The organism is Melghirimyces algeriensis, from assembly GCF_900182565.1.
GTDB lineage: Bacteria > Bacillota > Bacilli > Thermoactinomycetales > DSM-45169 > Melghirimyces > Melghirimyces algeriensis.
On record NZ_FXTI01000002.1, the window covers coordinates 447,650 to 473,965 of the forward strand.

General features: G+C 46.5%; 24 protein-coding genes, 2 pseudogenes and 1 CRISPR repeat array. Of the genes and pseudogenes, 11 read left to right on the forward strand and 15 right to left on the reverse strand.

Translation table 11 applies throughout. The annotated features are described in order from the left end of the window. Positions 1 to 22: 22 nt before the first annotated feature. The 6 genes from yqeH to FN782_RS05345 all read right to left on the reverse strand — a co-directional run bounded on the left by yqeH (position 23) and on the right by FN782_RS05345 (position 4,875). A complete protein-coding gene (yqeH, locus tag FN782_RS05320) occupies positions 23 to 1,123 on the reverse strand; it encodes a ribosome biogenesis GTPase YqeH (protein ID WP_142504723.1) in 1,101 nt (366 codons plus the stop codon). Next, positions 1,123 to 1,644, reverse strand: coding sequence for a YqeG family HAD IIIA-type phosphatase (locus FN782_RS05325; protein ID WP_142504724.1), 522 nt, complete (start codon positions 1,642 to 1,644; stop codon positions 1,123 to 1,125). The genes yqeH and FN782_RS05325 overlap by 1 nt, the downstream gene beginning before the upstream one ends. Before the next feature lie 146 nt (positions 1,645 to 1,790). After that, complete coding sequence (locus FN782_RS05330) at positions 1,791 to 1,976, reverse strand: hypothetical protein (protein WP_142504725.1); 186 nt, start codon at positions 1,974 to 1,976, stop codon at positions 1,791 to 1,793. 184 nt (positions 1,977 to 2,160) lie between these two features. Continuing rightward, complete coding sequence (locus FN782_RS05335; RefSeq protein ID WP_142504726.1) at positions 2,161 to 2,943, reverse strand: HAD family hydrolase; 783 nt, start codon at positions 2,941 to 2,943, stop codon at positions 2,161 to 2,163. Next, the gene (locus tag FN782_RS05340) at positions 2,940 to 3,710 is read right to left on the reverse strand and encodes a DeoR/GlpR family DNA-binding transcription regulator (protein WP_142504727.1); all 771 of its coding nucleotides are present in this window, start codon (positions 3,708 to 3,710) and stop codon (positions 2,940 to 2,942) included. Before FN782_RS05340 ends, FN782_RS05335 begins: the two co-directional genes overlap by 4 nt. A 367-nt stretch (positions 3,711 to 4,077) precedes the next feature. Next, positions 4,078 to 4,875 carry a DUF4397 domain-containing protein gene (locus tag FN782_RS05345; protein WP_185956049.1) on the reverse strand — a complete coding sequence of 266 codons (798 nt, stop codon included), beginning with the start codon at positions 4,873 to 4,875 and terminating at the stop codon, positions 4,078 to 4,080. Positions 4,876 to 5,150: 275 nt separating this feature from the next. On the opposite strand from FN782_RS05345, the gene FN782_RS16680 reads away from it, so the two are divergent. Then, on the forward strand, positions 5,151 to 5,300 hold the full coding sequence (locus FN782_RS16680; RefSeq protein ID WP_185956050.1) for a hypothetical protein: 150 nt from the start codon (positions 5,151 to 5,153) through the stop codon (positions 5,298 to 5,300). Between the two features lie 237 nt (positions 5,301 to 5,537). Here FN782_RS16680 and odhB read toward each other — a convergent pair whose 3' ends face one another. From odhB to FN782_RS05365, 4 genes are all read right to left on the reverse strand, one after another. After that, positions 5,538 to 6,782 (reverse strand): 2-oxoglutarate dehydrogenase complex dihydrolipoyllysine-residue succinyltransferase, encoded by a 1,245-nt coding sequence (odhB, locus tag FN782_RS05350; protein WP_142504729.1) that lies wholly within the window; start codon positions 6,780 to 6,782, stop codon positions 5,538 to 5,540. Continuing rightward, positions 6,775 to 9,672 carry a 2-oxoglutarate dehydrogenase E1 component gene (locus FN782_RS05355; RefSeq protein ID WP_142504730.1) on the reverse strand — a complete coding sequence of 966 codons (2,898 nt, stop codon included), beginning with the start codon at positions 9,670 to 9,672 and terminating at the stop codon, positions 6,775 to 6,777. Before FN782_RS05355 ends, odhB begins: the two co-directional genes overlap by 8 nt. Positions 9,673 to 10,330: 658 nt before the next feature. Then, the gene (locus FN782_RS05360) at positions 10,331 to 11,356 is read right to left on the reverse strand and encodes an anthranilate phosphoribosyltransferase (RefSeq protein WP_185956051.1); all 1,026 of its coding nucleotides are present in this window, start codon (positions 11,354 to 11,356) and stop codon (positions 10,331 to 10,333) included. Then, positions 11,356 to 11,946: an ANTAR domain-containing response regulator gene (locus tag FN782_RS05365; RefSeq protein ID WP_142504732.1), complete on the reverse strand. Its 591-nt coding sequence runs from the start codon at positions 11,944 to 11,946 to the stop codon at positions 11,356 to 11,358. The genes FN782_RS05360 and FN782_RS05365 overlap by 1 nt, the downstream gene beginning before the upstream one ends. 331 nt (positions 11,947 to 12,277) lie before the next feature. On the opposite strand from FN782_RS05365, the gene FN782_RS05370 reads away from it, so the two are divergent. From FN782_RS05370 to cobA, 5 genes and pseudogenes are all read left to right on the forward strand, one after another. Beyond that, complete coding sequence (locus FN782_RS05370; protein ID WP_142504779.1) at positions 12,278 to 13,501, forward strand: nitrate/nitrite transporter; 1,224 nt, start codon at positions 12,278 to 12,280, stop codon at positions 13,499 to 13,501. Positions 13,502 to 13,529: 28 nt separating this feature from the next. Then, a pseudogene (locus FN782_RS05375) lies at positions 13,530 to 15,587 on the forward strand (molybdopterin oxidoreductase family protein); the annotation flags it as partial. Between the two features lie 75 nt (positions 15,588 to 15,662). Continuing rightward, entirely contained in the window at positions 15,663 to 18,095 is a 2,433-nt protein-coding gene (nirB, locus tag FN782_RS05380) for a nitrite reductase large subunit NirB (RefSeq protein WP_142504780.1), read from the forward strand. Positions 18,096 to 18,117: 22 nt separating this feature from the next. Beyond that, complete coding sequence (nirD, locus tag FN782_RS05385) at positions 18,118 to 18,450, forward strand: nitrite reductase small subunit NirD (RefSeq protein WP_142504733.1); 333 nt, start codon at positions 18,118 to 18,120, stop codon at positions 18,448 to 18,450. Positions 18,451 to 18,476: 26 nt separating this feature from the next. After that, positions 18,477 to 19,280 (forward strand): uroporphyrinogen-III C-methyltransferase, encoded by an 804-nt coding sequence (gene cobA, locus FN782_RS05390; RefSeq protein WP_142504734.1) that lies wholly within the window; start codon positions 18,477 to 18,479, stop codon positions 19,278 to 19,280. 296 nt (positions 19,281 to 19,576) lie between these two features. Here cobA and FN782_RS16685 read toward each other — a convergent pair whose 3' ends face one another. Further along, on the reverse strand, positions 19,577 to 19,747 hold the full coding sequence (locus FN782_RS16685) for a hypothetical protein (protein ID WP_185956052.1): 171 nt from the start codon (positions 19,745 to 19,747) through the stop codon (positions 19,577 to 19,579). A gap of 96 nt (positions 19,748 to 19,843) precedes the next feature. On the opposite strand from FN782_RS16685, the gene FN782_RS05395 reads away from it, so the two are divergent. Together FN782_RS05395 and FN782_RS05400 are read left to right on the forward strand one after the other, a co-directional pair. Next, the gene (locus FN782_RS05395; RefSeq protein ID WP_142504735.1) at positions 19,844 to 20,032 is read left to right on the forward strand and encodes a hypothetical protein; all 189 of its coding nucleotides are present in this window, start codon (positions 19,844 to 19,846) and stop codon (positions 20,030 to 20,032) included. A gap of 5 nt (positions 20,033 to 20,037) precedes the next feature. After that, positions 20,038 to 20,256 (forward strand): hypothetical protein, encoded by a 219-nt coding sequence (locus FN782_RS05400; RefSeq protein ID WP_142504736.1) that lies wholly within the window; start codon positions 20,038 to 20,040, stop codon positions 20,254 to 20,256. 77 nt (positions 20,257 to 20,333) lie between these two features. Here FN782_RS05400 and FN782_RS05405 read toward each other — a convergent pair whose 3' ends face one another. The 3 genes from FN782_RS05405 to FN782_RS05415 all read right to left on the reverse strand — a co-directional run bounded on the left by FN782_RS05405 (position 20,334) and on the right by FN782_RS05415 (position 22,399). Further along, a complete protein-coding gene (locus FN782_RS05405; RefSeq protein WP_142504737.1) occupies positions 20,334 to 20,912 on the reverse strand; it encodes a spore coat protein in 579 nt (192 codons plus the stop codon). Between the two features lie 134 nt (positions 20,913 to 21,046). Further along, positions 21,047 to 21,283 (reverse strand): hypothetical protein, encoded by a 237-nt coding sequence (locus tag FN782_RS05410; protein WP_142504738.1) that lies wholly within the window; start codon positions 21,281 to 21,283, stop codon positions 21,047 to 21,049. A 195-nt stretch (positions 21,284 to 21,478) separates the two neighbouring features. Next, entirely contained in the window at positions 21,479 to 22,399 is a 921-nt protein-coding gene (locus FN782_RS05415) for a thermonuclease family protein (RefSeq protein ID WP_142504739.1), read from the reverse strand. Positions 22,400 to 22,684: 285 nt separating this feature from the next. Between FN782_RS05415 and FN782_RS05420 the strand changes: the two genes are divergently transcribed. Further along, positions 22,685 to 23,533, forward strand: coding sequence for a cupin domain-containing protein (locus FN782_RS05420; protein ID WP_246064845.1), 849 nt, complete (start codon positions 22,685 to 22,687; stop codon positions 23,531 to 23,533). A gap of 287 nt (positions 23,534 to 23,820) precedes the next feature. Further along, a CRISPR array of direct repeats spans positions 23,821 to 24,306; the repeat unit is 30 nt; unit sequence GTTTGTATCGTACCTATAAGGAATTGAAAC. A gap of 283 nt (positions 24,307 to 24,589) precedes the next feature. Here FN782_RS05420 and FN782_RS05425 read toward each other — a convergent pair. After that, positions 24,590 to 24,871: pseudogene (locus FN782_RS05425) on the reverse strand (sigma factor-like helix-turn-helix DNA-binding protein); the annotation flags it as partial. A 194-nt stretch (positions 24,872 to 25,065) separates the two neighbouring features. Here FN782_RS05425 and FN782_RS05430 point away from each other — a divergent pair. Both FN782_RS05430 and FN782_RS05435 read left to right on the forward strand, forming a co-directional pair. After that, positions 25,066 to 25,554: a hypothetical protein gene (locus tag FN782_RS05430; protein ID WP_185956053.1), complete on the forward strand. Its 489-nt coding sequence runs from the start codon at positions 25,066 to 25,068 to the stop codon at positions 25,552 to 25,554. A gap of 159 nt (positions 25,555 to 25,713) precedes the next feature. Continuing rightward, the gene (locus tag FN782_RS05435; RefSeq protein WP_246064846.1) at positions 25,714 to 26,061 is read left to right on the forward strand and encodes a type II toxin-antitoxin system HicB family antitoxin; all 348 of its coding nucleotides are present in this window, start codon (positions 25,714 to 25,716) and stop codon (positions 26,059 to 26,061) included. Positions 26,062 to 26,316 lie beyond the last annotated feature (255 nt).

The window sequence follows — 26,316 nt, forward strand, 5'->3', positions numbered from 1 at the left end:
CCTATTTTCCCCCTCTTTTCTTTTATAGAATGGAGGGACGCACTTCCACATGAATCCCTTCCGGCACCCACAAATCGATTTTGGAGATTTCCTTCCCTGTGGCTACCCAGCCTAAACCGGAGATAACCAAATCTTGTTTTTCTTTTTTATTTAAATGGAAACGATGACGTTTCATCGGCGGAAAGTCGGCATCATTTTTCGGTGGGGAAAGAAGCTTCCCCCGGTGTTTCTTCCAGATTTCATCCGCATTTTCCAGCTTGGTGCGGTGAATGTACAGTGAGTGAGCCATATAACAGACAAAGGGTTGTCGCACTCCCTCAATATAGTCGATTCGGGCCAATCCCCCAAAGTAGAGAGTCTGACCCTCCTGCAACTGATAAACTTTTGGCTTCATTTCCCTTTTGGGCGTAATCTCATTTAATTCGGCAGGGTCCACCCATTCACTCATTCGGTCATTACGTATAATCCCCGGCATATCCACAATCTGCTTTCCATCATCCAAAGGGATCTGAATGGTGTCCAACGTCGTCCCTGGATAGGGAGAGGTGGTAATCACTTCCTCCCCGCTTCCAAACTCACGCAACAAACGGTTGATCAGAGTCGATTTTCCTACATTGGCTGTACCAACTACATAAACGTCCCTTCCCTGACGAAGCTGTTCAATCGTCTCTGCCACTTCATGGAAATGGTATCCCTTGGCTGCACTGGTGAGCACCACATCCGCCGGTTGAACCCCCAGCTCTTTGGCCGTTCGATAGACCCATTCTTTCAATCGCTGAACCTTGACGGACTTAGGGAAAAGATCCAATTTATTTCCCAGAATCAATATGGGATTCCCGCCGATATGGCGATGAATTCCCGGAATCCAGCTTCCAGCGAAATCAAAAAGATCCACGACCTGAACCACTAATGCTTCCCGATTTCCAATCTCCTGAAGCATTGAAAGGTACATATCAGGTTGATGATCCACTTTGGCCACTTCATTATAATGACGGATGCGGAAGCAGCGACGGCAGACCACGTTTTCCCGTTCCCATGCCGACGGAGAGACATACCCTGGACGGGTTGGATCGCTCACCTGTAACTCTGTACCGCAACCTTCACACCACGCTTTTCGTTCCATCACTTTTGATCCTCCCAAGCTAATAACCCTCGTTGTTTCATCCAACGAAAAACACGCTGTTCCATTCGTCGGTTGATTTTTGTAAAGAAACCTTCCGCTTCAGAAACCGGAACCACAAGAATGGTGTGCAAGCCAAGGCGGTTTCCTCCAAGGACATCTGTAAGCAATTGATCCCCGATCATGACCGTTTCGCTCGCTGTCACCTCCAATCTGCGCATCGCCTTTTTGAATGCGAGGGTCATGGGCTTTTTGGCCCGATGGATATACGGAACTTGAAGCGGAATTGCAAAACGGGAAACCCGTGTGCGATTGTTATTGGAAACAATCATGACTTTGAATCCCATTTTCTGCAACCGGTCCAACCAACTGATTAACTCCGGCGTCGCTTTCGGTCGCGTCGCTTCCACCAGTGTATTATCCAAATCGGCGATAATCGCCTTGATACCCCGTCTTTGAAGGTCATTTAAATCAATAGCATAGATCGATTGTACAAATTCATCCGGAACCATCCGCTGTAACACTTCTCCACCCCATCACGATACGGTTGTTTATCGGCAATAACTATACCATATCCGCAAAGCCCGGCGCAAAGGGAATCCGTAAAGCCGTCCCTTTTTTCATCCACCTTCATGGTATCCAAAAAAAAGCCGGGTGAACCTCCCGGCTGTTACGCTCCTTTTTGTTCATTATTCCAATCTCTGGGATAAACATTCTTCTGTTCTCCCTTGAGCTTTTGTTTTAGATAATCATCGTGGTATTCGTAAATTCCCAAATGATTCAAGGGTTTGACAATCTGGGAATGAATACGGTTTCTGTTGTTCCCCACCAGCCATTTGATCATGTTATGAAACATTTGATCGACCCCTTTCAATTGGAAAAATACGAATCTATTGCCTTTATCTAGCAGAAAATACACTCTTCAAGCCACAAGATTAAACGAAATCACCCTTGGAACACTTCAGTCATGTGACCTTTCAGTATGTATATTCCCGCATTTCAAAATGAATAAACATTCTATTCCATGTTTTTTCATTTGATCAAGAATTTAATACTCCTTTTACCGCTTCAGCTACGGATGAAATCGTATCATTGGCTGCATTTTGAACGGCTTCGTCAGCATGCACCATCGCATAACTGTACGTTGGGAAGCGTTGAAACATGGAGATATCGTTAAAGGCATCTCCGAAACACATCACCTTGTCCGGTTGAATCCCTAAATGTTGTGTCAAGACAAAAAGTCCGTTTCCCTTGGAAACCCCTGATGGAACAACATCCAAACAATCTTTGTCCGAGATAAACGTTTGGATGTGTTCAGAAAAATACCGATCCAAAGCCTTTTTTAGCCTTATGCAATGATCCATTTCTCCCAAAAAACTGAACTTGGAAGGAGGCTTCTTTTTGAGATGCTCCCGGATATTGGTCATGACCAGAATCGGGACAAACATACGCTCTTGAACCACTTCAAAGTAGGGATGCTTGTCGGGCGTCCACAAAACATCTTCAAAACAAACTATTGTAAACAAACCGCTCTCTTGGGTTTGATCAAAAAGATCCAAAGCGACTTCTGTTGAAAAAGTGGACTGGTGCAACTGTTCTCCATTTTTTGTCTGGACAAAAGAGCCGTTTTGACTCACCCCATGTACGGCAAGGTCCAACTCTTCGGACACCTTATCCAACTCCAACTGCATTCGCCCTGAGGCAAGACAAATTTCCATTCCCTGAGTTGCAGCCTGCTTCAAGGCTTCCCTATTTTCTTTGCTTACACGATTCTCCTGATCCAACAACGTTCCATCCAAATCACAAACAACCATCTCAATCATCTAGACCTGTGCCCCTTTCTGACAACTTCCACCTGATGCTGTATCAATGCTTTTAACAAATCCCCTTCAGGCCTCAGATCTGTCACCAGATAATCCACGTCTTCCCATCCACAAACCCGATAAAAATAGCATTTTCCAAATTTGGTGGCATCCGCTAATACGATCACTTCTTCTGCACATCGAAGGGTCTCCCGAATTACCGCCCCGTCTTCCGGACAGGGGTAAAAAAGCCCCTCATCGTTGATTCCGCTTGCCCCAAGAAACACTTTATTCACACGATAATTTCTCAACTGGTCAACGGTTCCGGCGCCAAACACATAACGATGCCTGGAATGGAGACGACCACCCAATAAATGGACAGAGACGGATTTTCGCTCCGCCAGGATACAAGCAATATCAATGGAATTTGTTACAACCGTTATATCTTCGGCATCCAAAAAATTGGCAGCAGCCTGTACCGTGGTGGATGCATCCATAATGATATGCTCTCCTTGCCGAATCATCGAAGCAGCCGTTCGACCGATTTCACCCTTGCTCTGCGGCTCGTCCTGAAGGCGTTCCTTATAACTTTTCACTTCTCTTTCTAATCCGGGGAGAATCGCCCCTCCCCGTGTCCGAAGGATGACTCCCTTCTCATCCAGCTTCACCAAATCTCTTCGGGCTGTATCCCTGGAAACGCCGAACTGTTTACACAACTCCTGAACACTGATGCGACCGTACTGTTTCAAATGTTCAAGAATGGCTACCAATCTTTCTTCCTGGTACATATCCAGCCCTCCAATTTAAGTCTTAATAAGTGCTTTTATAAGCTTATATAATTGATTTTAAGTATTAATAAGTATTTATGTCAATAAAAAAGACCCGAATACCGGATCTTGAGGTTCATGACAAAGTGGGGGAGAGGGGATTTCCGTCTCCGGATCTCTTTCCTCCAGCAACGAAGTGGAAGGAGTCCGCTTCACCCCCTCCGGTCCCAACCAGCGAACAAAAGGGAAAAGCAAGTTGTCCGCTAAACGGTTGGGATCTTCAGGGGTTCCGCTGAGTTGTCGGAAAAGGATGCTCCACCGGATCTCCCTCTCTTATTGATCTTTGTCAGCAGTCTCAAGACCCGAATACGGGCCTTTAGTCGAAATATTAATCCTGTAACACCACAGCTTGTAACGGTGGTTCTCCTTCAGACAACCCCAGGACATATATGGAATAGGCGGAGTCCGGCCGCAGTGAAACGTTCGGAATCTCCAGCAAAACCCGTTCTGAACCGGCCGCCCGCAACTCCAGATCCTGAATGGCCGGAGGGGATACGTAGTATTCCGATACATTCGGGTAGGTCAGATTAAACAAAAGAACATCGCCTCCATCCGTTGCCAGGTCTAATGGAGGGGCATCCACGGAAAGGTGAACCAGACGGATTTTAGACATCCCTTCCCGCACTCTTGGCTCATCCTCGATCACCTGGAGATTTAAGTCATCCAAACGATTGATTGCTGCAATGGTATATTTCCTGCCTGGTTGAAGTGTCACTTCTTCAGAGTATAGAGGTTGACCTCTTTGACCTCTGGGATACACACCGATTTGGTAACTTCCGGCGGGAAGTGAAAGGGTTTCTGATACCTGCCCAAATGCAAGGTTTTGTCCAATGGTTTGACCGTTGGCCACTACATCGACTGCAGGAGCATCCGGTGATGCATGAATCACCCGAATGGTCCCCCTTTGCTCCTCGTCTTGACGTTGCGGATTATGGAAACCTTCTCTGGCAACCGTTCCTCGGCCTCGCATCTGACGAGTCATTCCAGCCACCTTTTTTGTATACTTGTAATGTTTCCGATAGTAATGCATGAATAGATCCGGGTCTCTGTATTTGTAATATTCCGCCAATAATCCGTACATATGTGCCTTTTCCAGCACCCGCTTCCATTCTCTTTTAAAGTCCATTTCAAATCCTCCCGACCCCATAATCATTCGTTAAATCTTATGCGATCAGAAGAATTTTCAGTCCATCCCCATCGGCAAATGATTGATGCCATATTTTGTCGCCTTCTGCTTTTAGAACTCTGGATCGTTCTGATCACAGCCTTTCGATCATATTCTGTTCACAGGGATGTAAATCGCTGTAGGAAACCGGTAACCTTTCCGATTCTTCCATCAGAAACAGGGAGAGGAGAACGGAAAGCTTATGGGGCTGTCTCCAAAAACAGGAGGTGGCTTCCATGTCCATCGTTTGGGCATTGGTGAATCTCCTTTTTGACTTTCATATTCTAAAGGAATTCACCGAAGCAGCCGGAGACCTGTCCCCCTATTTTCTTTATTTCGCAATGAGACAAAATACCGGTACTTCCTGCGGCAGATCGAAAGATTGATCTGATACATTCCGAAAGTTTGCCGTTTAAGGCAGGAAAAGACTGCTGATCCCGTACAGGTCAGCAGTCTTTTCTACCTTAGGTTAATACAAAGTCAAACCGTTCTCCCAAGCAGTATTCTTGACTTCTTTCGCAAGCTGTCATCCAAACAGCGAAACCGTTCCATTGTTTTTTTGACAAAAAATCCCCGTTTCCAGTTACAACCGAAAACGGGGATTTTGACTGGTTTTCATTTGTTTAGCCCTCAAGAAGCAGTAACTCCGGATCTTCCAACAGTTTTTTGATCGTGACGAGGAAGCTGACCGCTTCTTTTCCGTCGACGATTCGATGGTCATAAGAAAGTGCGATATACATCATCGGACGGTGTTCAAGCTGATCTCCATTTACGGTAACCGGTCGTTTCTGGATGGTGTGCATACCCAAAATTCCAACCTGTGGTGCGTTCAAAATCGGGGTAGACATCAACGATCCAAACACACCCCCGTTGGTAATGGTAAATGTGCCACCCTGAAGATCGGCCAGAGCCAGTTTGTTATCCCTGGCTTTCTTAGCGAGGTTGTAAATATCCCGCTCAATCTCAGCAAAAGAAGAGCGATCCGCATCCCGGACAACCGGTACGACCAGTCCGTCATCCGTCGCCACAGCAACCCCAATATCATAATATTTCTTGTATAGGATGTCCTGACCATCAATTTCCGCATTTAACACAGGGTACTTTTTCAAAGCGGCAACAACGGCTTTGGTAAAGAAAGACATAAAGCCAAGATTTACATCGTGCTCTTCTTTAAATGCTTCTTTACGCCGTTTACGCACTTCCATGATCGCAGACATATCCACTTCATTGAACGTGGTCAGCATCGCTGCATTGTGCTGTGCCTGAACCAAATGATTGGCAATCGTTTGCCGACGGCGGGACATACGCACCCGTTCCACCGGTTTGCCGGCGTCACTTTCCGCCGCTGGAGACGGCTGAACCGCCGGTTGTTTTTTCTGAGGTGCTTTCTGTGCCGCGGGAGGTTCTTCGGTGTGTGCTTTGACATCCTCCGCAGTAATCCGGCCCATGGGATCTGTCGGACGGACACGTTGAAGGTCAATTCCTTTTTCCCGGGCCAACTTGCGAGCAGCGGGGGAAGCTGTTACATCATCCGCATGGGTTTCCTCTTCCTTGGAAACTGCCGGTTGTTTCTGTTCTTCCTTTTTCTCCTCTTGGATCTCATTCTTATCTTGAGCAGGTGCTCCTTTTCCTTCTCCTTCACCAATATGAGCGATCACTTCGCCCACTTCCACAACGTCACCGGCATGTTTTTTGATATTGGAAAGAACGCCGCTTTGTTCTGCGTGAATTTCCACATTTACTTTATCGGTTTCCAATTCAAGGAGAACATCTCCTTCATTGACGCTGTCTCCCTCACTAACCATCCAGTCGGAAATCGTTCCTTCTGTAATGGATTCCGCTAGCTCCGGTACTTTTACTTCATGCATTTCGTTTACCTCCCGCGATCGTCTCAGTTTTGAGTGTTTCCGGATTTAGGGCATCGGTCAAAATACGTTCCTGTTCGATATCATGAACATCAGGCTGTCCTTCAGCAGTGCTGGATCGATCCGGACGACCGATATAACGGATATCCAGTCGGCCCTCTACAGCCTCCCGAAGTCTGGGCTCCATATAGAACCAGGAACCCATGTTTTTGGGCTCTTCCTGTACCCACACAATTTCCTGCACGTTTTTCAGCTTTTTAAGGTGTGACAAAATCTCCTCTTTCGGGAAGGGATACAATTGTTCCACTCTCAAGATGTGCAACCAATCCGGTTTTTTCTCCATCGTTTCTATTTTTGTTTCCAGATCAATCGCAACCTTGCCGCTCGCCAAGACCAAACGCCTTACCTTTTTCGGCTTATGCCCCAGAAGAGGTTCCTCCAATACGGGCTGGAATCGATTCTTTTCCAATTCAGAAACATTGGATACCGATCGTTTATTCCGAATCAAGCTCTTCGGAGTCATCAAAATAAGCGGACGAGCCTCTTCTTTCCCAATCAAGGCGGCTTGACGGCGTAAGATGTGGAAGTACTGGGCTGCGCTGGTCAAGTTGCCGATTACAAAGTTGTTTTCGGCTGCCAATTGCAGAAATCGTTCCAAACGGGCGCTGGAATGCTCAGGACCTTGCCCCTCATACCCGTGAGGCAATAGCATGACGAGACTGGAACGCTGGGCCCATTTCGCACGTCCGGCCGCCAAAAACTGGTCAATAATCACCTGTGCCGCATTGGCAAAATCCCCAAATTGCGCTTCCCACAGCACCAAGGAATCCGGTTCAAACACGTTGTACCCATATTCAAAGCCCAGTACAGATGCTTCGGACAAGGGGCTGTTATGAATGGCAAAGGAAGCTTTGGCTTGTGGAATGCCATGGAGAGGACAATATGTTTCCCCTGTCTCCTGATCGTGAAGGACAATATGACGATGTGCGAAGGTTCCCCGTTCTGAATCCTGTCCTGTCATCCGGATACCGGTTCCATCTTTCAGGATCGTCGCGAAAGCAAGGGTTTCAGCCAATGCCCAATCCACTTTACCTTCTTCTTTCAGGCCACCCCCACGCCGTTTCAGAACCTTTTCCAGCTTGGGATAGACTTTAAATCCTTCCGGCCACTTTAATAGATCTTCATTAATCTCCTGCAAAGTCTTTAACGGAACACCCGTCTTTACTTCCGGCAGTGGCCCCGGAATGCTTTCCACAGGTAGCAAATCGTCTTTACCGCTGTTTGATCGAGTTTCCTTTACCTTGCGGTATCCCTTTTGCAAGCGATCCTGAACGGCTTGCTCCAACTTCTTGATCGATTCATCCGAGACCAGACCTTCTGCCTTCAATTTCTCAGCGTATTGGATGCGAACCGGAGAATGTTTGCGAACCTTATTGTACATCTTCGGTTGTGTGGCCATTGGATCGTCCATTTCATTGTGACCAAAACGACGATAACCGATCAGGTCAATCAGAAAATCTTTATTAAACCGGGCACGATATTGAAATGCCAGCTGAACGGCTGCCAGACAGGCTTCCGGATCATCAGCATTCACATGGACCACAGGCACTTCATACCCCTTGGCCAAGTCACTGGAATAGGTAGTCGAACGCGAATCCAGCGACTCCGTTGTAAACCCTAATTGATTGTTGGCAATGATATGGATTGTTCCTCCGGTGTTATACCCTCTAAGCCGGCTCATATTCAGCGTTTCTGCAACGATGCCTTCACCTGGGAATGCCGCATCTCCGTGAATAATCACACTGAGCGCCTTTGATACGTCATGTTCCGGATAACCCGCTTTTGTTCGATCCTCTTGAGCGGCTCGGGTATAACCGGCCACAACCGGATTCACAAACTCCAGGTGGCTTGGGTTATTGGCCAAGGTGAGTCGGGTACGTACCGTATCGTTTCCATCCACTTGGCGATTGGCACCCATATGATACTTTACATCGCCTGACCAACCATAGTTGAGTCCCATGGACCCTTCAGACGGAACCAATTCTTTATTGGGAGCATGGTGAAACTCGGCAAAAATCATTTCGTAGGGTTTACCCAGCACATGGGCCAACACATTGAGACGACCGCGATGGGCCATACCAATCATTACATCGCTCAAACCATGGTGAACACTGTGATGGATAATTTCATCCAACATCGGTACCAGCATATCCACGCCTTCAATGGAAAAACGCTTTTGCCCCACAAAAGTTTTGTGGAGAAACTTCTCAAATCCATCCACTTCGGTCAAGCGATTTAAAACGGCAATACGCTTTTCCTTGGAAAAGGACGGGAGAAATTCTTTGGATTCCACCATGTGAAACAACCATCGCCGCTCTTCCCGGTTGTGCACATGGGTAAACTCAAACGCAAGTGACTGGGTATAAATTTGTCTCAGACGCTTATATACATCCAGCCCGGTTTGGATGTCTTCCGATTCCTCCGCCCACATGACATGGGCCGGAATCGCTTTCAGATCTTCATCCGACAACCCGTATTCAGCCGGATCAAGGAGCGGATTCGGATCGCTTCCATGAACCCCAAGGGGATCAATTTTTGCATCCAAATGTCCATATGTCCGGATTTTGTGGGAAAGCTTTTCAGCGGCAACCACCTTTTTCAGATCCGGCACAGATACCGACTTATCTTGAAAGTGAGCAGGGTCTTTCGGTGTCATGTTTTCTTGATAAACAGATACCGGCGGAGGTCCCCATTCACTAAACAGCTTTTGCAACTCAGGGTCCACAGCCTCCGGATCTTGGCTATACCGATCATATTGATCCAAAAGATAAGCCAAGTTGTGGCTGTGAATACCTTGCCATGGCGTTCCCTTTCCGGGTTTCCCTGTAGACATTCAATGTACCTCCAACTGCTTTTTTATTAGGTTTCCACAGATAACAGCCCTATTCACATAAACCGCACAAATAATTACACAAACGTCCAAAAGGCAAGGACCCACTCTCTCTCACACCATGTGGATCCTCGCCTCTATTATATCTCGAAGAGTCAACTCGGTAAAATTTATGGCGATGCCGGTGAAGAGCTTTCAAAATGGAAACTTCCCTTTTCCAATTTGAATTCTGCCATAAATTTATTACGAAATAGAGGAAATATAGGATTGATCATGAGAATCTCAATGCTCTTTTTTCCGTTTTCCCTCCCCCGACTGCATCACAGAATGATTCAAAAAAATAAAAGCAAAAACACATCAAAAGCATCTTGACACAAGTTCTGCTGTTTGTCGACCCCTGTTTTCGGCCATTTCCCTTCCTCATCTATTCTCAGGAATATCCATCCCCTCTTTCCACAAGCTCATGATAAAATGCTGGGGATGTTTTCTATTTGATACGAAAATAAAATCTTGCCCTTGATTGTAGTCGTACAAAAAACCATTTTTAATAAGTATTTTTCCATTCAATATCAAATTATATTCCAATATTCAGAATCAAAAAATATACACAGATCCATTGAGATATGGAACCTTGCAAAAACCGGGAACAGTTTATGCCTTTTCAATCGGTTTTTTGAAGAATGATTTGCCTCCACTTCTCAAACTGCTGCAAAGCCAAACCCTGATCCAGGATTGTGGCGGCCCGTTCCACTCCTTCTTCCAAAGATGAAACATAGTCTATGATCCATAGGCGCAAAGCGCTGTTCAAAAGGACCATGTTTCGATAAGGAGAAGGGCGCCCCCGTAAAACCTCCCAAACGGTTTGTGCCTGTAAATCTGTCGTCCATTGAACCTCCGGCATTTCACTGTACAACCCCAGGACCTTGGGATCAATCATAAGGGATTCACTTTTTCCCTTGCGTAACAGATGGGTTCGGGTCGTCCGATTCACATACACATCCTCAGAACCTTCCATTCCCTGGATAACCACTCCCTGTTGAATTCCCAATCGGGTAAGCAGGGAGATCATTTTTTTAAAGGCTGTCATATGAAAAACACCGACAGCCATATAGGAAGCATTGGAAAAGCGGAGCAGTTTTTCCACAGTGTTCAATACGGTACGAACCCCAATCTCTTCCCGGATTGGGCGGAGAGTATGCAAAGGCGGACACCATTTTTCCGTTGGTACAAACAGAAAGCCGGTATGGTCAGCTCCACGTTGCAAAATTTCCGGTGCGACTTGGTTGATGGATACCCCCAAGGCTTCCAGGATATTGATCAGTGTAACTCCCCGTTTGGGCGGAAGCGTAGCACTACCGTGAAGTGTGACGGGAAGACCGCAAGCAGTCAACACAAAAGCAACGGGAAGCGTGGCCATAAAGCTCTTTCGCCTTCCATCGTACGGGCCGGCACAATCCAAACCGGAATCGATTGAATACTGCAAACTGCGATCTTGACAGGCGTGGACAAAGGCGAGAATTTCCTCTGCTGTTTCCATCTTGATTCTCTCCGCCATAAAAAAAGCTCCCGTTTGAGCAGGTGTGGATTGGCCGTCAAGAATCCATTCCGCTCCCTGTAACGCTTGGTCATAAGAAAGATCTTTTGCCCCCTTTTTTCCTCGTCCCACTTCTTTCAGCAAGTTGAACATCATAGGGAACCTCCTCCTTTCCTAGTTCCCCCTAGCAATGGGTAGGCTTTCACAATGGCAGAAGCAATATCCGCGATTTTTCTCCGCTCGTTCATCGCTTGTTGACGTAGCATCTGATAGGCTTTCGTTTCTGAAACCTGCTTCCATTCCTGAAGGATGCCTTTGGCTTGTTCAATCCACTTTCGCTCTTCCAACTTTTGAATCAGTTGATTTCGCTCTTCTCGCCATTGCTTTTTTTGGCGGCAATTTTGGATACCGAACCAAATCGCCCACTTGATTTGTTCTTTATTCATTCCACTGTAGACAATGCTGTCCAATTCTGCTTCCCACTCCGATAAATGGGGGATTTGTTCACTTTCATCACACCACCAGATGAATGGAATGTCTTGCCATATGTGGATCTTATGATATAATTTCGGTAATCGAAATACAGGTATATCCAGCACCATCGCATCAGCGATGTGAGAGACATGCTGTAAATCGCTGGGTGTGATTGAATGGACCATATATCCGGCTTCTGAAAGCTGTTGATAAGAAACACCTTTGTTTTTGGTCTGTTGATCAGAAATCAACAAGAGAGACGGGTTCATTGAATCACACCTCTATACAATGAAATTCTTGGTATTTTTATCATACAATGGCGGCTTTTATATGTAAAGAAATATAACATGAAATTAATAAAAAATGATCTTTCGCTTCTATGTCATTTTTATTGACATGTATAGTTAACTTATATTACAATAAAGTTGGTCACAATGATGTGACCCAAAAACTCCGACACAACGAGCGTGTCGGTAAATGGTACTGACAATTTTGATATGTAAACATTGTGTATGGATAGAAGGCAACGGAGCCGATCCCGTTTTATTGGATTGGCTCTGTTTTCATTTCACATTGATTTATTCAGGAGGTGGAGTGATGATGCAATCGCGGGGATTTTTGAAAAGTGGGCACTGGCCAAGTTTGCTGGGTTCGTTCCTGTATTTTGATACAAGTTTTATGGTTTGGATCTTGTTAGGGGCCACATCGGTTTTCGTTTCAGATGAACTGGGCTTAAACGCTTCGGAAAAAGGATTGATGGTAGCGATCCCCATTCTTGGAGGGTCAATATTCCGAATCTTCACTGGAGTTTTAACAGACAGGATCGGCGCAAAGAAAACCGCTCTCCTCGGAATGTCACTATCCATGGTACCGCTTGGTCTTCTTTGGATCGCGGGTACAACACTGACCGAGGTATATGCCTACGGCTTTTTATTGGGAATCGCCGGGGCCAGTTTTGCAGCTGCTCTTCCACTTGCCAGCCGGTGGTACCCTCCGCAGTACCAGGGTTTGGCTATGGGGATTGCCGGGGCCGGAAACAGCGGCACAATCTTTGCAACCCTGTTTGCTCCACGGTTGTCAGAAGCGTTTGGTTGGCATACCGTATTCGGGTTGGCGATGATCCCGATGGGGCTTGTCCTTCTGGTATTTGCCCTGATCGCCAAAGAGCCCCCTAACCGGCCCAAACCAAAAAAATGGAGCCAATATATGAAGGTACTGAAAGTGGCGGATGCTTGGTATCTCTGCTTTTTCTATGGGATAACGTTTGGCGGTTTTGTAGGGATGGCCAGTTTTCTATCCGTTTTCTTCCACGATCAGTACGGATTGAACCGGGTAACCGCCGGCGATTTCGTTACCTTGTGTGTCTTGGCGGGAAGTATGGTGCGACCTGTTGGGGGCTGGATCTCCGATCGTATCGGAGGTGCCCGGATGCTACAAACGTTGTTTATCGCGATTGCAGTCTTGTTTATCACGATTTCTCTGTTACTGCCGTTCCCGCTGGAAACCATCATTCTATTTTTGGTCATGGTGGCCTTAGGACTCGGAAACGGAGCTGTATTTCAATTGGTCCCCCGTCGCTTTCAACAGGAGATCGGGGTAATGACCGGGATCGTGGGAGCAGCCGGGGGAATCGGAGGTTTTTTTCTTCCTTCTGTTCTGGGATTCCTAAAGGAGTTGACGGGCACCTTCGCCATCGGTTTTCTCACCATTTCCATGATTTCTGTGGTCGCTGGTGCAACGATCCGCTTGATTGGAGCCCGCTGGAGCCGACTCTCCGTCCCTGAAAAATGGACATCGTCGCCGGCAATGGCACGAAATCGGTAAGAGGGAGGAAATAGGATTGGAAGAGTTATTGCCGGAACCAAAACATCCTCAAAATGAAACAGAAAAGAGCCAGTGTCCCTACTGTAGCATGCAATGTACCATGCAGGTTGACAAGAGAGATGATCAGCTCTCTGTAACCCCCAACCAACAAGATCCCATTGTTCAGGGTCGCTGGTGCATCAAAGGAATGCATGCGCATGTACATGCACTGGACGAAGATCGATTAAAACACCCTCTTCTTCGGAAAAACGGACGATTGGAGCCTGTCTCCTGGGAAGAGGCACTGGAATGGTTTCGCCAGCAAGTCGAAAAAACTCAGGCAATCTATGGGAAAGATGCTGTTTCAGTATTTGGGGGCGGGTCGCTTACCAATGAGGAAGCATACCTTTTGGGCAAATTTGCCCGCGTCGCCCTGGAGACCCGCTACATCGATTACAACGGCAGATACTGCATGTCTTCAGCGGCCACCGCAGCAAACCAAGCTTTCGGCGTCGACCGGGGGATGACGAATCCGTTGGAAGATATTGCAAAGACGGGATGTCTCATTTTGGCTGGAACCAATATCGCAGAATGTCAACCTACCATGATGCCGTATATTTTGGAGGCCAAGGCGAATGGAGCCACCGTAATCGTAATCGACCCACGAAAAACAAAGACAGCCCGTCATGCGGACATCCATCTGCCGGTTCGCCCAGGTACGGATACCGCATTGGTCAACGGCATGTTAAAAACCCTCTTGGATGAAGGATATTCAGATCCATCATTTATCCGGAAACATACGCGCGGGTTTGACAAACTGGCTGCCCATCTTGAGAGCGTTTCTCTGTCGGAGGTAGCCATGATTACCGGAGTCTCCAAAGAAAAGATCCAGCGTGCAGCTCAGGCTTTCGGTCAGGCGGCTACGGGAATGGTTTTTACGGCCAGAGGGGTAGAACAACACACGACCGGGGTGCGCAATGTTCGCAATTTTATCAATCTCGTCCTGCTGACCGGAAAGGTCGGACGGCCTGGCTGCGGGTACGGCGCCGTAACCGGGCAGGGAAATGGGCAAGGTGGACGGGAGCACGGTCAGAAGGCAGATCAACTGCCGGGATATCGCCTCATACAAAACCCGGAACACCGACGTGCTGTCGCCAATGTTTGGGGGGTGGACGAAAAACGCCTGCCAGGCGCAGGTGTTTCCGCCACTGAAATGTTCCGCCTGGCGTTGGAAAAGAAGATACGCGGCATGGTGGTTCTCTCTTCCAACCCCGTTGTCTCCAATCCCGACAGCCGCCAAACAGAGAAAGCACTGGACCAGCTGGACTTTTTGGTAGTCATCGATCTTTTTCTTTCAGAAACTGCCAAAAAAGCGGATCTGGTTCTTCCCGGTGCCTCCTATATGGAAGGTGAGGGAACAATGACCAACTTGGAGGGACGGGTTCTTCTTCGCCGAGCAGTCCGGAAAGCTCCTGGTGAAGCAAAGCCGGACTGGATGATCCTGACCGAAATGGCTAAAGCGTTGGGAAAAGAAACGTTTTTTCCCTATTTCAAGGCTGAAACAATTTTTGAAGAACTCCGTCGAGCTACCCAAGGTGGGATTGCGGACTATTCCGGGATGGATTACAGACGCATTGAAAAAGAAAACGGCGTATTTTGGCCCTGTCCAAAAGAAGATGCTCCTGGAGTGGAACGGTTATTTGAAGACGGACGATTTTTCCACCCGGATGGTCGGGCCCGATTCCTGGCAGTACCTCACCATGCACCGCCGGAACCAACGGATGAGCAATATCCATTGACGTTAACCACAGGGCGCCTGATGCACCATTATCTGACGGGTGTCCAGACGCGACGGACACCAGCGTTAAACGAACAGGCACCGGAGCCCCTTTTATACATTCATCCCGATACAGCGAAAGAATGGTTACTGGAAGATGGAAAGAAAGCCTGCATCCGGTCTCGCCGAGGCGAAATCCATCTCAAGGTAAGGGCGGACCCGGCGATTCGAAGGGATACTGTGTTCGTTCCAATGCATTGGGGCGGGGAAAAAGGGGTTAATCGGCTAACCTTGCCGGAACTGGACCCTGAAAGTCGGATGCCTTCTTTTAAAGCTTGTGCCGTACGGGTAGAGCCCTGCAAAGTCAACTACCAAAACGACAGACCGCTGAAAGGGGAAAAAGAGATGAACGAAAAGAAAAAATTGGTGCTCATCGGAAATGGAATGGCCGGTGTTCAGGTGATTGAACATGTATTAAAACTGACAAAAGAAGACTATGAAATCACGATTTTCGGAAAAGAACCTCATCCCAATTACAACCGAATTCTGCTGTCCAAGGTTTTGGCTGGAGACACGGAAATGAGTGACATCATTCTAAACGACTGGGACTGGTATGAACAGAATGGAATTCGCCTGCATAGCGGTTGTGAAGTTATCCGGATCGATACACAGAACAGGGTGGTTTATGCTGAAGGAGGCGTATCCGCCCCGTATGACCAGCTGGTGCTGGCAACGGGTTCCCTGCCGTTGATGCTGCCATTGCCCGGAGTGGACAAAGAGGGAGTCATCGCTTTTCGGAATATAAAAGATTGCCAAATCATGATGAAGGCATCCCAAAAATACCGCAAGGCTGCGGTGATCGGCGGGGGGTTGCTCGGCCTGGAGGCAGCAAGGGGCTTGCTCAATTTGGGAATGGAAGTGGATGTCGTCCATATCTTCAATGACCTGATGGAGCGCCAACTGGATTCCACAGCCTCTCGCATGCTGAAAGAAACATTGGAACAACAGGGGATGCGCTTTCTCATGGAAAAACAGACCGAAAGCATTCTCGGTGAAAAGAGGGCGACAGGCCTTCGTTTCAAGGATGGAACCGATTTGAAGGCTGATCTGGTGGTCATGGCGGTTGGAATCCAACCGAATGTCGCACTGGCAAAACAGGCCGGATTGGAAGTCAATCGGGGAATCGTGGTCAATGACTATATGGAAACCAGTATCCCCAATATTTACGCTCTTGGAGAATGCGCCGAACACCGGGGAATGGTTTACGGGCTGGTCGCCCCCCATCGGGAACAAAGCGCAGTTCTGGCCAAACGGTTGTGCGGAATGGAGACATCACCCTATAAAGGATCGGTACTGGCAACACAGTTGAAAGTTTCCGGGGTAGATGTCTTTTCCGCCGGAGCGTTTAACGATGACACAGATACCCGCCTCCTCCGCATTCAGGATGATTGGAAAGGAACGTACAAAAAAATCGTTCTTCGGGATAATCGCATTGTCGGAGGGGTTCTCTTCGGTGATACATCCGACTCCACCCAGCTGTTCCGCTGGATTCGAGAGGAACAGGAGATGACGGAAGAGATTCATGCAACCCTCGCAGGAGGTACCGTTGAAGGAAATATTTCTCCTGTGGAGAGGCTGACAAATGATGATCAGGTCTGTGACTGCAACGGGGTTTCCAAGGGAACGATCCTCTCTGCAATTCGGGAGCAGGAACTTACCACCTTTGAAGAGGTGAAGCGTTGCACCAAGGCTGCTGCTTCCTGTGGAGGATGCAAACCTTTGGTTGAAGGCCTACTCCAGCAGGAATTAGGAGACACCTATGATTCAGCCGCTTCCAGTAAAACCCCGATATGTAACTGTACCGATCTTAGCCGGGATGAAGTGGTGGAAGCGATCCGGAAAAAAAAGCTGACCCTCGTACGGGAAGTAATGAATGTATTGGAATGGAAGCAGCCCGAAGGCTGTCCCAAATGCCGTCCAGCCATCAATTACTACCTAGGGATGGTCTGGCCGGAGGAACATGAAGATGAGCGGGAATCCCGCATTATTAATGAGCAACGCCACGCCAACATTCAAAATGATGGGACATATTCCGTCGTTCCAAGAATGTACGGCGGCGTGACTTCACCGAAAGAGTTGCGTCGGATTGCGGATGTAGCGGAAAAATACAAGGTTCGAATGGTAAAGGTGACCGGTGGACAGCGTCTCGATCTGCTAGGCGTTCAAAAAGAGGACCTGCCCAAGATCTGGCAGGAGTTGGGGATGCCTTCGGGCCATGCCTACGCCAAGGCGGTCCGAACCGTGAAGACATGTGTCGGGGAAGACTTCTGTCGGTTTGGCACCCAGGACTCCATCGAAATGGGGATCAAACTGGAAAAAGCTTTTGAAGGGCTGGACACCCCTCACAAAGTAAAGATGGCTGTCTCTGCCTGTCCCCGAAACTGTGCTGAATCCGGGATCAAAGATTTTGGTGTCGTTGGAGTGGACGGTGGCTGGGAAATTTATATCGGCGGAAATGGTGGGGTAAACTTGCGGGGTGCGGACTTCCTCTGCAAGGTGAAGACCCAAGCAGAGGTACTGGAGATTGCCGGTGCTTACCTGCAATTTTACCGGAAGACAGCTGAATACTGGGAGCGCACATCGCAGTGGGTGGAACGGATCGGCCTGGAGGTGATCCAAAAAAATGTGGTCGAAAACGTACAAAACCGCAAAAAACTGTTTGAACAAGTGAAAAGGGCCCTTCAGAACCGAACGGATCCGTGGAAAGCAGATGCAAACAACAAACAGACACGTCAAACGTTCTATGAGGAAGCCCATGTACCGGTAAACGTAAAGTAGAAATCGGAAAGGAGAATCAAAAATGAAACGGATTTCAATCGGACATATTGAAGAGTTCCCACTTAAAGCGGGACGTCGGGTACATGCAGGGGAATGTGAAATCGCTGTTTTTCGCCTATCCGACGGAAGTTTTCGCGCTGTGGAAAATGTGTGTCCACACCTAGGGGGACCCTTGGCGGAAGGAATGGTAAGTGGTGATTTTGTCTATTGTCCGCTTCATGAATGGAAAATCCATCTTCAGGACGGCAAAGTACAAGACCCGGACTCCGGATGTGTCAAAACATATCCCGTGGTAATGGAAAGAAACCGTGTATGGGTCATCCTGGAAAAAGCTGATCTCATGTCAGTCAAATAAATCATGTGAGTGAAAGGTGGGATCACATGGCTCAGTATAAGAGGATCGTCTATTTTGTGGGAGCAGGACCCGGAGACCCCAAGCTCATTACCGTACGTGGAAAGGAAGTGATCCAACAGGCAGATGTCATTTTATTTGACCGATTGGTCAACCGGGAACTGCTTCAGTATGCAGGCCCCCATACGCGTTTTATCGATTGTGGAAAAAAGCCAGGGTATTCTTCCTATTCGCAAACCAAGATCCACCAGCTCTTGGTTCATCACGCCAAAAGCGGTCAATCTGTGGTGCGTTTAAAAGGAGGAGACCCCGGTATTTTCGGCCGGGCGGGAGAAGAAGCAGCCTATTGTGCCCAAAATGGGATTCCTTTTGAATTTGTACCGGGAGTCACTTCTGGTACAGCTGCTCCCTTGTACGCCGGAATCCCGCTGACCCATCGGGGAACCAGTTCTTCCGTGGCTTTTGTTACAGGTCACAGCTGTAAAGGAGAATATGGCGGAAGAGATTGGATAGGCCTTCTAAAACAAGTGGAAACGGTTGTTGTTTATATGGGAATGAGTCATCTACCCATCATCCGAAAGCAGATGATCTTACAGGGATGTCCGATTACGACTCCAGCAGCAGTCATCCACCGGGGAACATGGGAAGGATATCAGAAAACCTTGACAGGAACATTGGAGAATATCGTAGATAAAGTTAGACAGGAAAATATCCAATCTCCTGCCGTCATCGTTTTCGGAGAAGTGGTTCATCTGCAAAAGCAACTGGCCTGGTTCCCATTGGAACAACACGATTCAGCGAAGGAAGAAATCCTTGCCCAGACAAAAGTATGAAGTGGATTATTGGATGGCAAAAGCGCGAACCCATATCTTCCCATTACGCAGTGGCACCCATCTCCACCATCGTTGATCGACACCAGGATGGTGGAGGTTTTCTGTATGTGTTGAATCTTCTGTTTGGAACAAACTATTCATTTGACGTTAAAGTCCCGGTTCATATCAATTTTTTAAAAAGAAATTGGTTGCATTTTATAATACTCCCATTTTCACCTTCTCTTATAACTTCCGATAATATAAGTGTATCGGAAGTTAGGAACCAAACGTTGACGTTCCCTTTTCAGCTTTGCCGCTCATTTGGTCCCTGATGCAACAAAAACTCCACCCCCATGATAGGAGTGATCCATCTGGAAATCAGATCGATTCTTTTGCAGTTCATGCCATGTAGGTCGCGTAATATCCGCCTTCCCAATCCAGTTGATAAACCGCCCCCACCGTGTCACCCGGTTCATATACCAATCCATCACCACCACCCGTCAACCATTCGCCAAGCGTATTTTTTTGTTCTCATAGTACGTTAAAATAAAAGAGTCCTTTCAATTTTGAGGTGATTTCCCCCATTGAATAGCAAAGCTGTAAACTTAACGGATGCCTTGTCTGATTTAACGCATGCCATGAAGAGAACACAGAAAAAACAATCCCTTGGCCCCGTCTTTATGCGAAAACAGCGTCAAACAGCGAAGGAATCCCAAAATACTCCACCTTCAGCAGAAGAGAAAGCATCGGTTCATGAAGAAACCTGGATATGATTCAGATGGAACGAGATACAGCGGAATTGTCTGAAATCTCCATGCGGATCAAGGAACAGGCTCCTCAAGGTTGCATTGAAAAAAATCTGTTGATCCAGCTCAACCAAAAGTTAGGGACGATTGAAGCCAATTACGGGCATATTGCCGCTATTGCTGTGACACTCGCTGCCATCCTCAGCGGTTTAAAGGATTGTATTGAACTTATTCAATCAATCGGGAAATAATCATGTATCGTCCTCTTTAAAAGCAAACACCCTGTCAGTGGCATACACACCATTGACAGGGTGTTTGGTTCAGTCAGTTACATCACTGGTGTAGTCGTCATCGGTTTTTGCTCAGGAACGGGCTGGTAGATCCCGCCAATGTTCATCTGTGATGTCTTGGCCCCAGACTCCAGGGGATAATATCCTTTCTGGACCATCCATTGCCAAACATCATAAGCATGACGGCAACTCATTCGGAAAGCGTCCTCCAGAAAACTTCTCAGATCCGGATGGGCCATCTCCATCGCGGCCCACGCATACTCCCTGCCAGCACGTTTCAGTGTCAACAGATAAGCGGTGGCGATTTCCCGGTCATTCAAGGTTTGGGCATTTGTTCGCGGGGTAACCGGTTGACCTGTAGCGGGGGGCTGAGTGAACGATTGAAGCACCGGGTTTAAATCCGGTACAGGAAGCTCCTTCGTAGGACCTTGTGCATTTTTCAGATATTCCACCTTAATGTTGTAATCACGAACATGAAGGGGAAAATGACGTTCGATGATGGATTTAAGCTCAGGATCTTGGACATGGAGGAGAAAATTCCCCATGTTTGTAATGGAATTTACACAACCTAGCGTCAGTTCATGAAGGTCATAAAGCTCATGACCAGCCAGTACCATTTGATCATCCTCCTTCTTTAACCTTTGAATCACCAATAGTTTGACAACCTTCCCCCTCATCTATGCATATGTGTTTTATGTATCGTCAGCCTAATACCCAATATTCATCAAAATCGCCTTTTAGCGGTAGATCATCAAACCATTCCGATCCAACGGAGGGCATATCGATAAAAAGCCTGCGCTTCTTCCCACGAATCAACATACCAGCAACCGCAGGAATCATCCGGCTCCACTAACCTTTTCTTTTCCTCAGCTGATTTTTTCTGACGCTCTCGCTTCTCTTTTCTGTAATCACTTTCTTCTTCCTTGGCTACAGCCGGGTCCGGCTTAGGATTGAATCCCAACACTTCCATCATCACCGCAATAATCATCAGTATGAAAACGAATCCTAAACCACCTAGCGAAATCTTTTTTCTTATTCCCTCACTTTGCCCTTACTTTATATCCGCTCGAAAATCTACTTGATATCTGTCCTTTTAACAACCATTGCAATAATTTTTTAAAATAAAAAGCCGGACGGGGAAATCACCCCACCCGGCTTTCGTCACTCTTCCTACCGACCACTTCTAATCATCGTCGTAATCACCTTCCAGCGGAAGGTTCGCACACGCGATCCCGTCTCGATCAAGATCCAACCCATGGCGATCCCGACCGCGGGCATATTTATAAAAGGCCTGAGCTTCCTCCCACGAATCAAAGTGCCAACAATCGCGGTCATCATCTTTATCTCGGCTTCGCGCTTTCCGTTTTTGCCGGAAACTTAAATAATCGTCTGGATCAATTTTATCAGCCAGTTCCCGTTTGATTTTCATCTCTTTTTTTCTTTGTTCCGCTAACCTTTTCTTCTTCTCGGCCAATTTCTTCTGACGTTCACGCTCTCGCTTCGCTTTCTGCAACCGTTTTTTCTTTTCCTTCGCTTTCGCCTGTTTATAAACGTCAGGGTGATAGGTTCCATCCTGTACATACCCTTTATATTTCCAGATATTGAGACGTTCTTTTTTTGCGTCCGCTTCTTCCTCTTTCATCTCTTCAATTTGATAGGATTCCCATTCTCCCTTTGGAACATCGACACGCGCCAGTCCCCGCTCCAGCAAATCCTCCTGTATATATTCAAATTCACGTACATAAGCCCACAGCCGCCCTTGATCATCTTTTTTGATTTTGTCAAAAGACAAACTTACAGGTTGACCAAGATACTCCTTTTTCAAGAAACGAAGCACTTTCTTTCCATAAGGCTGGTCTTTCGACGGTGTGTCAATCAGGGCCAACCGCACAATGCGCTTTTTCTTGTTATCCTTGATCTTCACCTCCAGTGTTTCTCCATCAATCACTTTGGTGACCGTTGCCTGTTCAACCTCCTCATCAATCGCCGGGTCTGGATGGGGGTCTTTCGGCTCAGGATTAAGTCCCAACACTTCCATAATAACGGCAATAATCGTTAGTATTCCAAGGAATCCTAAACATCCCAATGAAATCTTTTTTTTCAAACCGATTCCCTCTCTTTACCCTTACTTCAGATCCATTCCAATCTACTTGATATCTTTCCTTTTAACAATGATTGTAACAATTTTTTATATTCTTTTCTATTATTAAGACACTTTACTTGCAGATAGGGCAGACTTCAATAAAACGTTCCCTCTCATTGCGTAACATTCCAATGGGTACTTTTTCCAGCATCTTATCATATGTATATATCAGCCCTATTTGCTCCTTTTCTAGAGATTGGGAGTATTTATTGATAACCCATGAAAGGAATGAGCAGATTGTACTTCATGCAGTATCCATATCCTTATTGCGCCCCAATGTATTATGCAAATATACAAGTACTTGAATCCATACTTGCTGGAATAAAAAGAAAAGCGACGGCCACTGATTTTTATCACCGGTTGGCCAAGTCTGCACCAAATCAAAAACATAAACATTATATCCTTCAAGCGTCAGAAGAGGAAAAAGCCCAATTGAACCAATTTGCTGGACTGTATGTCACACTTACCGGAAGACAGCCTAAGTATGAAATCGATAATGTAACCTTTGACACCTATCAAGAGGGATTACAAAAGGCTTATAAACGAGCGGTGAGTGATTACGAAGCAAATCGAAATCATTATTTACTTGCTCAACAGTCCCCCTTTCAGGATGTATTTTTAAGAGCTTGTTATCATGAGGCCAATCATGTGAACCAATTTCACACGTTATCTTTGAGTCAAGAAGGTAAGATTGAACTAAAAGATTATGGAAACAATCCATTTGTTGTAAATATTGATCAGGCAACCAAACAAAACAATACATTTCGTACCGCCTTATGGACAGGGGATCATTTGCAAGTTACCTTGATGAGCATCGATGTTGGAGAGGACATCGGTTTAGAGATTCATCCTGACGTGGATCAATTCCTCCGTATTGAAGAGGGGCAAGGATTGGTTCAAATGGGAGACCGGAAAGATCAATGGGATTTTCAAGCCAACGTTTATGATGATTATGCCATCCTGATCCCTGCCGGTAAATGGCACAATTTAACCAATACCGGAGATCAACCACTGAAGCTTTACTCCATCTATGCGCCACCTGAACATCCTTTCGGTACGGTTCACAAGACGAAAGCAGACGCCATGAAAAAATGATTGAGTTCCAATATGGATCTTTTAAGGATTGGCGTTAAGCCGTCGTTAAAGTTTTGGTTGTGTTACCATTTAGGCAGTGGATGAAAGCTGTAATGGGAAAGACACCCATTATTTTTAACATTGTCGTCGACCCCCGGTAATGTAAAAACCCCTGGGGATCGACGACATATGCTTTATGGCCGTTTTTAGCGACACAATGCGGTTTAACCATACGCAACCGATGATTCACCAGAACAGTCGATGTGAAGTCCCTACTTGAAAAGTCAATCATCGTGGGGGTAAAATGGGTTTGTATCGTACCTATAAGGAATTGAAACTATCTGTAGGTATCCCCAGATCGTTTGTGTGCTCTGGTTTGTATCGTACCTATAAGGAATTGAAACAGGCAGCGCGGCAACTCAACAACAGTAGGTGATACGGAGTTTGTATCGTACCTATAAGGAATTGAAACTCCAGACCAATATTGATATAGCCCATGGAAGTTGGCCGTTTGTATCGTACCTATAAGGAATTGAAACATTTCAGTGTCTAATACTTTCAGACGAGCCGTAAGCGCTTGTTTGTATCGTACCTATAAGGAATTGAAACCTGACAAGTCAACTATAGACTCTTGGATCTTGTTCAGTTTGTATCGTACCTATAAGGAATTGAAACATGAACATCTATGTGAAAGAAGGAGTCGGCCCCGGTTTGTATCGTACCTATAAGGAATTGAAACTCTGTTCCATGCATCTATTTCCACCGTTTGTATCGTACCTATGAGGGTTTGAAACTAAGTTCACTGGAAAAGACCACAAGATGCGGGAAGAGAGTTTGTATCCACTTAAAGGGAATTAAAATCTCTCCCTAGTTATCGCCCGCAGTGGGGCGTAGCGGTGTTTGTATCATACCCATGAGAAAATAAGATACCTTCCTCTCATTGCCACCATTTTTAAACCGGGCGGGATCTGATCCCGCCCGGTTTTTGCCATATACCTCCGTTGTTAAGCCGCATCGATAAACGAAACCAACCCTTTTTCCTTTCCTCTTTTGGATACGATCCGGCAAACCCCTGACCTACTTCGCCTTCTCCCGATAAAACTCATGAAACAATTTAATCAGCGCACGCTTTTCAATCCGGGAAACATAAGAACGGGAAATTCCCAACTCCCGCGCAATCTCCCGTTGCGTCCGCTCCTCCCCGCCGGATAAACCAAACCGCTTACGAATCACTTCCTGTTCCCTTTGATCCAGAATGTGAAGATGTCCATATATTTTTTTCTTTTCAATCATTAACTGAACCGTTTCCACAATCTCATCCCGGTCTGTTCCCAATACATCGATTAAGGTGATCTCATTAACACCATTCATTTATCTGTATATTGATTTTGGACAAACATTAAATTACCTGAATTGTTACCGAAAAATTTTTAGATAACACAGGAAAAAATGGACAAAAAATAAAAATCTAAGACGAACAACTGAAATAGGATTAAATTGATTTTATAACAAATCAAGGAGATGAGATATGAAAGAACACGGATGGGAATGGGTTGGGGCTACGGTATATCTGGATGCTATACGGTATTATCTGTTTGTTCGTTCATCGAAAACAGATCGGAGATCGAAATTTCGGACGTCGCGGATTGCTCGGATTGATCGGACTCCCTTTAAAAGCCATTCAAACATACCAGGCGTTTGTCGGAATTGCTGTGAAAGCTGTAGGCGCGTTTCTTCTATCGGGAGATTCAATAGAGGGAATCGTATACAGCTTTGCATGGTTATCAGTCATTCATGTCCTTGTAACGGGCATGATCATGGCAACTGTTTCCCTGGTCGCATACTCCAAACAAGGGGTCAACTATTGGTATCTACTCCCGCTGTTTTCCCTCATTTATCAGCCATTTCTCGCGTTGGTCCGTTTCTGGGGAACCTTGATCGGGCTGTGGATTATCCTGAAGGATAGTGGTTCTCAAGTCCGTCTGGCCCGATACGATGAAGATCATACAGGTCCTGCACAAGAGTATATCGGTACATTTTAAAATGCACGGTTGGGAGCTGAAAGACATCTAAGGTGATCATCACCCATTTATCAATAAGCAAAAGGTCACAGTACCACGCTACAAAAATCTTCCTCCAAAATAATTGGGAGCAAATTCGGTTCTTCCACTTCTCTCCCCTGAGGAAAAAGGAGTGTTACCATGACAAAAAGAAAAGACCGCTATGTTTTTCCAGCCATCTTTGAATACACTGACTCTGGCATTGGTGTAACATTTCCCGATCTTCCCGGTTGTGTCTCCGTTGGAGAAAATGATGCGGATGCATATCGTATGGCGAAGGAAGCTCTATCCCTCCACTTGTACGGTATGGAGGAAGACGGTGATGAAATTCCCAAACCCACCCCTGTTCATAAAGTAGAAAAAGAAGATCCCAACGAAGCTGTTGTCTTCATTGATGTATGGATGCCACCCTTTCGGGATGAAATGGAGAAAAAACCATCAAAAAACCGTAACCGTTCCTCGATGGCTGAACAAAATGGCGGAAATTAACGGCTTAAACTTCGCTCCACTATTCTTTGAAACAACATTCCGGAATGATCCGAAAAAGGCGAATAGGACTAATCCTACTCGATTTTTTCTTTTCCATTGAGTGGTTTGTCTATCCTATTCTTCTACTACATGGTAAAATATTCATAGGCAAGGGAGAACAGAAAAGCCTCACCGCCAGGGCCGAGTTTACGGCAAAGGGGGTGAGGCTATGGAATGGCTGCAAGGAATTGCGGCGATCATCGTCGCAATTGTTGC